At 53.8% G+C, this 10,269-nt stretch carries 11 protein-coding genes; 10 read left to right on the top strand and 1 reads right to left on the bottom strand.

Annotated features, from left to right (window positions below; genetic code table 11):
- Positions 1 to 269: 269 nt before the first annotated feature.
- From ybgI to nei, 8 genes are all read left to right on the top strand, one after another.
- Entirely contained in the window at positions 270 to 1,013 is a 744-nt protein-coding gene (ybgI, locus tag FDW95_RS12745) for a radiation resistance protein YbgI (RefSeq protein WP_096759449.1), read from the top strand.
- 29 nt (positions 1,014 to 1,042) lie between these two features.
- Positions 1,043 to 1,699 (top strand): 5-oxoprolinase subunit PxpB, encoded by a 657-nt coding sequence (gene pxpB, locus FDW95_RS12750; RefSeq protein ID WP_096759448.1) that lies wholly within the window; start codon positions 1,043 to 1,045, stop codon positions 1,697 to 1,699.
- Positions 1,693 to 2,625 (top strand): 5-oxoprolinase subunit PxpC, encoded by a 933-nt coding sequence (gene pxpC, locus FDW95_RS12755; protein WP_115259062.1) that lies wholly within the window; start codon positions 1,693 to 1,695, stop codon positions 2,623 to 2,625. Before pxpB ends, pxpC begins: the two co-directional genes overlap by 7 nt.
- Positions 2,615 to 3,349: a 5-oxoprolinase subunit PxpA gene (gene pxpA / locus FDW95_RS12760; RefSeq protein ID WP_115259061.1), complete on the top strand. Its 735-nt coding sequence runs from the start codon at positions 2,615 to 2,617 to the stop codon at positions 3,347 to 3,349. The genes pxpC and pxpA overlap by 11 nt, the downstream gene beginning before the upstream one ends.
- 180 nt (positions 3,350 to 3,529) lie before the next feature.
- A complete protein-coding gene (locus FDW95_RS12765) occupies positions 3,530 to 4,252 on the top strand; it encodes a DUF969 domain-containing protein (RefSeq protein ID WP_096757850.1) in 723 nt (240 codons plus the stop codon).
- Positions 4,249 to 5,244: a DUF979 domain-containing protein gene (locus FDW95_RS12770; protein WP_096757849.1), complete on the top strand. Its 996-nt coding sequence runs from the start codon at positions 4,249 to 4,251 to the stop codon at positions 5,242 to 5,244. The genes FDW95_RS12765 and FDW95_RS12770 overlap by 4 nt, the downstream gene beginning before the upstream one ends.
- A 9-nt stretch (positions 5,245 to 5,253) precedes the next feature.
- On the top strand, positions 5,254 to 5,898 hold the full coding sequence (pcp, locus tag FDW95_RS12775) for a pyroglutamyl-peptidase I (protein ID WP_115259060.1): 645 nt from the start codon (positions 5,254 to 5,256) through the stop codon (positions 5,896 to 5,898).
- 14 nt (positions 5,899 to 5,912) lie between these two features.
- On the top strand, positions 5,913 to 6,704 hold the full coding sequence (nei, locus tag FDW95_RS12780; protein WP_115259059.1) for an endonuclease VIII: 792 nt from the start codon (positions 5,913 to 5,915) through the stop codon (positions 6,702 to 6,704).
- Positions 6,705 to 6,706: 2 nt separating this feature from the next.
- Here the strand turns inward: nei and FDW95_RS12785 are convergent, their stop codons facing one another.
- Positions 6,707 to 7,555: an AraC family transcriptional regulator gene (locus tag FDW95_RS12785; RefSeq protein ID WP_115259058.1), complete on the bottom strand. Its 849-nt coding sequence runs from the start codon at positions 7,553 to 7,555 to the stop codon at positions 6,707 to 6,709.
- 191 nt (positions 7,556 to 7,746) lie between these two features.
- Between FDW95_RS12785 and FDW95_RS12790 the strand changes: the two genes are divergently transcribed.
- Both FDW95_RS12790 and FDW95_RS23800 read left to right on the top strand, forming a co-directional pair.
- Positions 7,747 to 9,528, top strand: coding sequence for a DUF2264 domain-containing protein (locus FDW95_RS12790; protein WP_170972999.1), 1,782 nt, complete (start codon positions 7,747 to 7,749; stop codon positions 9,526 to 9,528).
- Between the two features lie 27 nt (positions 9,529 to 9,555).
- On the top strand, positions 9,556 to 10,269 hold a 714-nt coding region (locus FDW95_RS23800), incomplete at its 3' end, for an MFS transporter (protein WP_249359098.1).

Here is a 10,269-nt window from a genome sequence, read left to right on the forward strand (position 1 = left end):
CCTCACGCCAGGATGAACGTACTGCGTGAGCGTGTTTCCTTGAAGTTATAACTTTGATACAGATCTGATTATTTTTGCAATATGCTGTCTGATTGCATAAATATACATGAATAAAATCACGTAGTGGTAAGCAATTTACGTTCAAACGGCGAGTGAGTGTTTCTTGATGTGTCAGTGAAATGGTTATCGACGAATGGAGGCGGGGACGCTATTTTACATAAGCAGTATTGCTGATTGGACAGGCAGAAATTATGACAACGAGGGCGATGATGAAAAACACCGAGCTGGAACAACTGATCAACGACAAACTGAACAGCGCCGCGATTAGCGACTATGCGCCGAATGGTTTGCAGGTTGAGGGCAAAGAGACGGTGCATAAAATCGTGACCGGCGTGACAGCAAGCCAGGCCTTGCTGGATGAGGCTGTGCGCCTGGGCGCTGATGCGGTCATCGTTCATCACGGTTACTTCTGGAAAGGCGAATCTCCGGTAATTCGTGGCATGAAGCGCCATCGTCTGAAAACGCTGCTGGAAAATGACATCAACCTGTATGGCTGGCACCTGCCGTTGGATGCTCACCCGGAGCTGGGTAACAACGCACAGCTGGCGGCGCTGTTGGGCATTACCGTGATGGGTGAAATTGAGCCGTTGGTACCGTGGGGTGAACTTGCCATGCCGGTGCCGGGGCTAGAATTTGCCTCGTGGATTGAGGCGCGTTTAGGGCGTAAACCATTGTGGTGTGGCGATAGCGGGCCGGAAAAAATTCAGCGCGTTGCCTGGTGCACCGGGGGAGGGCAGAGCTTCATTGATAGCGCGGCCCGTTTTGGTGTTGATGCATTTATTACCGGCGAAGTCTCAGAACAAACTATTCACTCAGCCCGTGAGCAGGGGCTGCATTTCTATGCCGCCGGACACCATGCCACCGAACGCGGCGGTATCCGGGCGTTAAGTGAATGGCTGAATGAAAATACCGAGCTGGATGTATCGTTTATCGATATTCCTAACCCCGCCTAATGAATCAGGTTGTAAAAAGAGGGACGAAAGTGCAGCGAGCGCGTTGTTATCTGTTAGGTGAAACTGCGGTGGTTCTGGAACTGGAACCCCCCATTACGCTGGCGACCCAGAAACGTATTTGGGGTTTGGCTCAGCGCCTGGTTGATGCCCCGAATGTGCTTGAAGTGATCCCGGGTATGAACAATATCACGGTGACGCTGCGTAATCCGCAAACCCTGGCGCTGGATGCCATTGAACGTCTGCAACGCTGGTGGGAGGAGAGTGAAGCACTGGAGCCGGAGTCGCGTTTTATTGAAATTCCGGTGACCTACGGCGGAAAGCAGGGACCGGATCTGGCCGATGTCGCACAACACAGTGGATTAAGCGAAAAGCAGGCCGTTGAATTGCATGCTTCTGTTGACTATGTGGTCTGGTTTTTAGGCTTTCAGCCAGGGTTCCCCTATCTCGGGAGCTTACCGGAACAACTGCATACCCCGCGACGTGCGGAACCGCGTCTGATTGTTCCGGCAGGTTCGGTCGGTATCGGCGGTTCACAAACCGGTATCTACCCGCTCGCCACGCCGGGGGGATGGCAGCTGATAGGGCATACCGCCATTAAGTTGTTTGATCCCCGCCGGGATGAACCCATCCTGTTACGACCAGGAGATACCGTGCGCTTTGTACCGCAGAAGGAGGGAGTATGTTAACTATCATTCGTGCCGGTATGTACACTTCCGTCCAGGACGGCGGTCGTCACGGTTTTCGCCAGTCAGGAATCAGCCACTGTGGGGCGCTGGATAAGCCCGCATTGAACGTTGCCAACCTGCTGGTGGGCAACGATGCAAATGCCGCCGCGCTGGAGATAACGCTCGGCCAGTTGGTTGTGGAGTTTGATGCAGATAGCTGGTTTGCTTTGACCGGCGCGGGGTGTGATGCACATTTAGACGGTAACCCGGTGTGGAGCGGATGGCGACTTCCGGTGAAGGCTGGGCAACGCCTGACGCTAAAACGTCCGCAACATGGCATGCGCAGTTATTTGGCGATAGCGGGTGGCATTGATGTTCCCGAGGTCATGGGGTCGTGCAGCACCGACCTGAAAGTCGGCATCGGCGGTCTGGAAGGACGTCTGTTACGCGATGGCGACAGGCTGGCGGTGGGCGTTTCCACGCGACGGTTCAGCGGACCGCAGGGGGTAAAACAGCTCATGTGGGGGAACCGCATTCGTGCGTTACCCGGACCTGAGTATCATGAGTTTGATGAAGCTTCGCAGGCGTCATTCTGGCGTTCGCCATGGCAACTCAGCCCGCAGAGTAACCGCATGGGGTATCGCCTGCAGGGACAACCGCTAACGCGCACTACCGATCGAGAACTGTTGTCGCACGGTCTGCTTCCCGGCGTGGTGCAGGTGCCGCATAACGGCCAGCCTATTGTGCTGATGAACGACGCCCAGACCACGGGGGGCTATCCACGTATCGCCTGTATCATTGAGGCGGATATGTACCATCTGGCGCAAATTCCCCTCGGCCAGCCAATTCATTTTGTTCAGTGCTCGCTGGAGGAAGCGCTAAAGGCGCGTCACGACCAGCAGCGTTATCTGGAACAATTAACATGGCGACTTAACGATGAAAATTGATCTGAATGCAGACCTCGGTGAAGGCTGCGCAAATGATGCCGTGCTGCTGCAACTGGTGTCTTCTGCCAACATTGCCTGCGGATTTCACGCCGGCGATGCGCAAACCATGCTGGCAAGCGTGCGTGAAGCGTTAAAAAATGACGTAGCAGTGGGGGCGCATCCCAGTTTTCCGGATCGAGAAAACTTCGGCCGTAGCGCCATGACCCTACCCGTCGACACGGTTTACGCCCAGATGCTGTATCAAATCGGTGCGCTGGCGGCGATAACCCGGGCGGAAGGTGGCGTGATGCGCCACGTCAAACCGCACGGCATGTTGTACAACCAGGCCGCCAGGGATCCACAGTTAGCCGATGCCATCGCCAGGGCGGTGCATGCCTGCGATCCGTCGCTGGTGCTGGTGGGGCTGGCGGGTAGCGAACTGATTCGGGCCGGCGAGCATTATGGTCTGCAGACGCGTCAGGAGGTGTTTGCCGATCGCGGCTATCAGGCGGATGGCAGTCTGGTTCCGCGTAGTCAGCCGGGGGCGCTGATTGAAGACGAAGAGCAGGCGTTGGCGCAAACCTTACAAATGGTGCAGTCCGGGAGAGTAAAAAGCCAAACCGGAGAATGGGCCAACGTCACGGCACAGACGGTCTGTATTCATGGTGATGGTGAGCACGCACTCGCTTTTGCCCGCCGTTTGCGCAGCGCGTTTAATGCATGCAATATTGAAATTAGCGCATAAGATTTACCATACAAAACAATAACATATTACACAACAACATAAGCTCTAAATAATTCGAGTTGCAGGAAGATGACCAGTGAGTGAGTTCCCAGGCGCTTACAGAAGTAAGTGACTGGGGTGAACGAAGGCAGTCAACGCACCTGCAGCTTGAAGTATGACGAGTTTTAACAGGAATGAACTATGGAAGAGGTAATTTCTCTTTGGCCATTGACGGGGATCGCCGTCATCGTGGTCGGATTTCTTTTACGTTTTAACCCGGTATTGGTGGTTATCATTGCCGGGATCGTCACCGGGTTGGCGGCGCATATGCCGATCGCCACTATCCTCGAAAAACTGGGTGAAGGTTTTCTCAACACCCGCAACCTGCCGTTTATCTTATTGATTCCACTGGCGGTCATCGGCCTGCTGGAGCGCCATGGCCTGAAAGAACGCGCCCAGGCGTGGATCGCGAAAATCCGTAGCGCCACCAGCGGCCGTTTGCTGATTGTCTATCTGTTTATTCGTGAAGCGACCGCCGCGCTGGGACTAACCAGTCTGGGGGGGCATCCGCAAATGGTGCGTCCGCTGCTGGCGCCGATGGCAGAAGGGGCCGCTGAGAAAAATCACGGTGAACTGCCCGGCTCTGTACGCTATCGCCTGCGTGCGATGTCAGCGGCGACCGATAACGTTGGGCTGTTTTTCGGCGAAGATATCTTTGTTGCCTTTGGGGCAATCATCTTCATGCACAACTTTATGCTGGAGTCCGGCGGGATCCAGACCGAGCCGTTGCACATTGCCCTGTGGGGGATCCCAACGGCGATTTGTGCCTTCCTGATCCACGGTGCGCGCTTGTGGCGGCTGGATAGCTATCTGCAACGAGAAGTCGCGAAAGCGAATGCCGCAGCGAAAGGAGAAGCGAAATGAATTTTCAGCAAAGCTATCTCTACTGGCTGGCGGGTGCGGTCTTGTTGATTGTGGCCGTGATGTCCTGGCAGGACAAAGCGAACCCCCGGCGTTTAACCACCGGTCTGTTCTGGGGCGTGTACGGTCTACTGTTTTTGCTGGGTGACTGGACCTATTCACTGTTTGGCGATAAACGTACGGTGCATATCGCGGTGGGTATCGCGGTGGTCGTACTGGCGCTGATCGCCGGTTTTGGCGGCGTGAAGCTCGGCAGCTACCATCAACGTACGCAACAACAGCGTGAAGAAAGCGCCAGTCGACTGGGCAACCGGCTGTTTTTCCCGGCGCTGGCGATCCCGGTGGTCACTGTTGTCGGCGTGCTGATGTTCAATCATATTCCGGGTTTACAGAATGCGCTGTTTGGGCCGGGGAATCACGCCACGCTGGTGACGCTGTTTTCAATGACCGCCGGTTCGCTGATTGGTCTGGCAATGGCGGTTAAAATGACCCATGAGCGGGCACATCAGCCGATTCAGGAAGCGCGTCGTCTGCTGGACTCCATCGGCTGGGCGTTCATTCTGCCGCAAATTCTTGCCACGCTCGGACTGCTGTTTACGGCGGCGGGCGTCGGCAGCGGCATTTCGTATCTGACGCAGGAATATCTGGCAGTGGACAGCCGCTTTATTGCGGTAGCGGTATATACCATCGGTATGGCGTTGCTGACCATGATTATGGGTAACGCCTTTGCCGCCTTCCCGATTGTGACCGCCGGGATTGGGATTCCAATCCTCGTCTTGCAGCACGGCGGCAATCCGGCGGTGATGGCGGCAATTGGTATGTTCTCCGGGTATTGCGGAACGCTGATGACGCCGATGGCGGCAAACTTTAACATCGTGCCAGCGGCGCTGCTGGAGCTGCCGGATAAAAATGCGGTGATTAAAGCGCAGGTGCCGACCGGCATCCTGCTGTTGCTGGTGAACGTGTTCCTGATGTATTTCCTGATGTTCCTGTAAGGAGGAAGGATGAAAACGGTATTAATCACCGGATTTGAACCCTTTGGCGGCGAGACAGTTAACCCTTCCTGGGAAGTGGTCTCGGGGCTCGACAATGCTATCATCGCTGGATGCCGCGTCGTGGCGCGCCAACTGCCGTGCGTATTTGGCGAATCTCTGGCAGTGCTCAATAGTGCGATTGATACGCTGTCACCGTCGCTGGTGCTGGCGGTCGGTCAGGCCGGAGGTCGTACAGACATCACCGTTGAACGCGTTGCCATCAACGTGGACGATGCGCGTATTGCGGATAACCGTGGCCAGCAACCGGTAGATGAACCGATTGTGGCCGATGGCCCGGCGGCGTGGTTCAGCACACTGCCGATCAAAGCCATGGTGGTGGCCATGCGCAGCGCTGGTATTCCGGCATCGGTTTCGCAAACCGCAGGTACCTTCGTCTGTAACCACGTGATGTATGGGCTGCTGCACAAACTGCGAGATACGCCGACGGTGAAGGGGGGATTCATTCATATCCCTTATCTTCCACAGCAGGCCGCAGTCCATCCCGGTGCGCCAAGTATGGCGAGTGATACGGTGCGTCGTGCGCTGGAAATCGCCATCGTCACGGCGTTACAGGTGGAGCGCGATATCGCCGTGACGGGCGGTGCAACACATTAACAAAGGACAGTATTATGCCTGAAGGCCCGGAGATCCGCCGCGCGGCGGATACCCTGGAGGCGGCAGTCAAAGGCAAACCGTTGGCGGATGTCTGGTTTGCCTTTGAGCAGTTAAAACCGTATCAATCTCAACTGATTGGGCAGCGTATTACCCAGCTCGAAACGCGGGGTAAAGCCTTACTCACCCATTTTTCCAATGGTCTGACGTTATATAGCCATAATCAACTGTACGGCGTCTGGCGGGTAGTGGACACGGGGAATATCCCGGAGACTACCCGCGTGTTGCGCGTCAGGTTGCAAACCGCCGATAAAACTATCCTGCTCTATAGCGCGTCGGATATCGAAATACTGACGCCAGAACAGCTCACTACCCACTCTTTCCTGCAGCGGGTAGGGCCGGACGTGCTGGATCTGCACTTAACATCCGCTGAAGTCAAAACGCGTCTGCTGTCACCGCGTTTTCGCAATCGGCAGTTTTCCGGCCTGCTGCTGGATCAGGCGTTTCTCGCGGGATTGGGTAACTACCTGCGGGTAGAGATCCTCTGGCAGGTTGGGCTGACGGGGCAACATAAAGCGTCGCAGCTGAGCGAACAACAGTTGGACGCGCTGGCGCAGGCGCTGCTCGATATTCCGCGTTTATCCTATAACACTCGTGGACTGGCTGATGAGAATAAGCATCACGGGGCGCTGTTTCGCTTTAAAGTCTTTCATCGCGACGGTGAAGCCTGCGAGCGATGCGGCGGGATTATTGAAAGAACGATGCTGTCGTCAAGACCATTTTACTGGTGTCCGGGTTGTCAAAAGTAGAACTATACCGAAGCATATGTTTTGCGATATTGCAGCGGCGTTTTGCCCATATTCTTGCGAAAACAGGTAATAAACCAGGCGTATTCGGAGAAACCGACCTTGCCGGCAATTTCTCGTACTGAACTGCCGGTGTGCAGCAGCAGTTCACAGGCCTGACGAATGCGGCGCATCATCAGATATTCCTGGATGGTACCGCCGGTTTCTTCATGAAAACGGCGAGATGCATGCCCGCGCGAGCAGCCCATTTCATGGGCAATATCTTCCAGCGAGCAACGTTCGTGAAAGTGAGTTTCGATCCAGCGGATAATACTGACTGAAAAGGTATTTTGTCCCGTCGCTTGTGCCTGATGCGGCAGCAGGCTAATGAGTTGCATCACCAGAAATGCGCTATCACTGATGCTAAAGGTCTGGCTTTTGAGTTGTTCTTCAAAGCGACACAGCAGCGTTTCAATGACCGGTTGCACGTCGCCAACATCAAACACCCGCGCTTTCTCTCCCCGGGCACACAACTGGCGCAGCAGCATTTGCTGGCGCGGAAAATCTCGAAGGTACTGTTCAATCTGCGGGCCGTTAAAGTGCAGGGTGGTACGGTGATAAATATTGCGCGCATCCTGTTCGACATACACTTTATGTAGCTTTCCCGGTGGGAAAATAAAAACACGCCCGGGTTTGACGGTGTACTGCTGGTGCTCCATGAGCGCGATACCGACCCCCTGAGAGACTGACAAAATCTCCACACACTGATGCCAGTGATAGTAGTTGGCTGGCATATCCTTCATCCGATTAAAGTAAATCGATTTATCATTGAGACTAATGTGCTCAAGATAGCTACTGTCTTCCGTCTGCTGCATTTCTGTCTCACCCGGTGATGTGAATAAACTTATATTTTTATCACTGTAATGGAATTTTCAGCGCACATAACCGATGAATGTTGTTCTTCATAACCAGTGTTGTGCGGGAATAAGACAATTATCACATTTGTGTATCTGCCCAAATCCTTATTATGCGCCCAATACTTCATCAAATGAAACGAGGTTTCATTATGCAGGAAAGGCAAGAGTATGCAGACAAGGCGCAGCAGTGGTTGGCATCCGCCATCCCCTATCTCACACGCAGTTATACACGGCTGGACATCGGCGACACATCTGCACAGTACCCGGAGGATATTGCTGGAATAGAGGGCTTCGCTCGTCTGCTGTGGCTCCTGGCACCGTTACTGAACGGGGGAGAGGCGAGTGATTATCGTGAGACATTTATCAACGGTATTCGGCACGGCAGCGATCCTGAACATCCACACTATTGGGGGAATCTGGTCGATAACGATCAGCGCTGTGTAGAAATGGCCGCCTTTGGTCTTGCGCTGGCGCTGCCGAATACTGGGCTATGGGATTCCTTAACAACCGATGAACAACGCAATCTGGCGTGTTGGTTGCGCCAGAGTGCGGATATTCAGATCCCAGATAATAACTGGCATTTTTTTCCCGTGCTGGTGCAGGTAGGGCTGAAGTGCGCGGGATGCCATTACGATATGATGGTAGTTGATAAACATCTCAATGCCATTGAACCCTTTTGGCTGGGTAGCGGCTGGTATTCCGATGGCGCAGGCAAGCCACGTGATTATTATATTTCCAGCGGTTTTCATTTTTACAGCCTGCTCTACAGCCACTTTATGCAGGATGTTGATCCGGAACGCTGCCTGCGCTATCGCCAGCGAGCACGTCAGTTTGCTAAAGATTACATCCACTATTTTACCTGCGATGGTAATGCCATTCCGTTTGGTCGCAGCCTGACCTATCGTTTTGTACAGGTCGCTTTCTGGAGCGCGGTAGCATTTACCGGGCTGGACGCCTTTTCTACGCCGGTGGTCAAAGGGCTGATATTGCGTCATCTCGACTGGTGGATGTCACAACCGTTTATTGGTCACGACGGGTTATTTTCTCTCGGTTATACCTACCCTAATCTGGTGATGACTGAAGATTACAACAGCCCCGGTTCGCCGTACTGGGCGTGCAAAGCATTACTGATTCTGGCGCTGCCGGAGGAGAGCGCATTCTGGCAGGCAGAACCTGCAGAGTTGCCTGAGCTGGACATTGTGCATCCCATCAAGGAAGCCGGGCAATTTATTCTCCATAGCGATGACAACCGCCATGCCACGCTGCTGATGTCCGGGCAGTACGATCGTAATAACTTCGTTAACTTTGATGCTAAGTACGGCAAGTTTGCCTACTCCAGCCATTTTGGTTTTACCCTCGAACGCGGGATCTATGGCCTGAACCATGCCGCCTGCGACTCCATGCTGATGTTCAGTGAACAGGACAACTACTGGCGTGGGCGCCGTGAGTGCGAGTCTGTTGAAATGACGGACGCGTTGATTCGAAGCGTGTGGCGTCCGTGGACAGATGTCATTGTCACGACCTGGCTTATTCCCTATGAATACGGGCATGTTCGTATTCATCGCGTAGAGACTCAGCGAACTCTGGATTGTGTGGAAGGCGGATTTGCGGTTAATCGTCACCAACTCACGCATAACGAAACCACGGAAAACCAGCTAACGCTTACCACCAGTAGCGGTGTGTGTCAGGTGGTTGATCTTCTGGCAACGCGCCAGCCACTGACGGTTACCACGCCGCCAAATAGCAATATTGTGTTTGCCTCACCGGCAGAGATCCCTTGTCTGAGCACTACGCTCACGCCGGGCACCCACTGGCTGGCCTGCGCCATCAATGCCACGATGCATTCGTCTTTACCGCCGCCGGTAATCATGGCGTTCGACTGCGGCAGTCAGGTGCTGAAGCTGGATTCGAAAATGCTGGAAATAAAATAACTGACGCATGTGCGGAGAAAAATAATGATGAACCCTGTTCAGTCGACGCGTTCGGCATACATCAAACTTAGTCTGTTTGTTTTTTTATTTACGTTTACCTGGGCGGCAAGTTTTGGCCTTTACGCTATCTGGCTGGGAGATAAAGCCGGGCTGGATGCCGTAGAGATCGGCACCGTATTTGCCGTTAACGGCGTATTTGCTGTGATCATCAAACCGGTATACGGCTATATCATGGATAAAATGGGCATGAAAAAGCATCTGCTCTATTTTGTCTGCATCGTGTCGGCACTGATGGCTCCGTTTTATATTTGGTGCTACTTACCTCTGCTACAAACGCATTTCGTCAGCGGGATGATCGTCGGAGCACTCTTTTTCAGCCTTGGCTGGTATGCCGGTGTGGCGGCGGAAGAGTCCTATGTTGACCGTTTTAGCCGCCTGTATGACATGGAGTTTGGCCGCATCCGCATGTGGGCGGCATTGGGCTGGGCGACAGCATCATCATTCTCCGGTTTTCTCTATAATATTTCGCCAAAAATTAACTTTGTTATCAGCACCGTGTCCGCTCTGTGCATGTTTGCCGTTTTGCTGACGCTGAAAGTCGATCATTTCGGTCAGGAAGAGAATAACGTCCTGTCGAAGGATAAGATTGTAATTGGTGATGTGTTCCAGTTGCTGCGTAATAAAAAGTTCTGGACCTTTGCGCTGTATATTGCGGGTGTGGCGTGGATGATGTTTATCGCC

Source organism: Citrobacter sp. wls718, from assembly GCF_005280945.1.
GTDB classification, from domain to species: domain Bacteria; phylum Pseudomonadota; class Gammaproteobacteria; order Enterobacterales; family Enterobacteriaceae; genus Citrobacter; species Citrobacter gillenii.

Bases quoted from the DNA above. Each gene is read 5' to 3' on its own strand.
- pxpC (WP_115259062.1), top strand. From the start codon at position 1,693: ATGTTAACTATCATTCGTGCCGGTATGTACACTTCCGTCCAGGACGGC.
- FDW95_RS12790 (WP_170972999.1), top strand. From the start codon at position 7,747: ATGCAGGAAAGGCAAGAGTATGCAGACAAGGCGCAGCAGTGGTTGGCA.
- pcp (WP_115259060.1), top strand. From the start codon at position 5,254: ATGAAAACGGTATTAATCACCGGATTTGAACCCTTTGGCGGCGAGACA.
- nei (WP_115259059.1), top strand. From the start codon at position 5,913: ATGCCTGAAGGCCCGGAGATCCGCCGCGCGGCGGATACCCTGGAGGCG.
- ybgI (WP_096759449.1), top strand. From the start codon at position 270: ATGAAAAACACCGAGCTGGAACAACTGATCAACGACAAACTGAACAGC.
- FDW95_RS12765 (WP_096757850.1), top strand. From the start codon at position 3,530: ATGGAAGAGGTAATTTCTCTTTGGCCATTGACGGGGATCGCCGTCATC.
- FDW95_RS12785 (WP_115259058.1), bottom strand. From the start codon at position 7,555: ATGCAGCAGACGGAAGACAGTAGCTATCTTGAGCACATTAGTCTCAAT.
- FDW95_RS12770 (WP_096757849.1), top strand. From the start codon at position 4,249: ATGAATTTTCAGCAAAGCTATCTCTACTGGCTGGCGGGTGCGGTCTTG.
- pxpA (WP_115259061.1), top strand. From the start codon at position 2,615: ATGAAAATTGATCTGAATGCAGACCTCGGTGAAGGCTGCGCAAATGAT.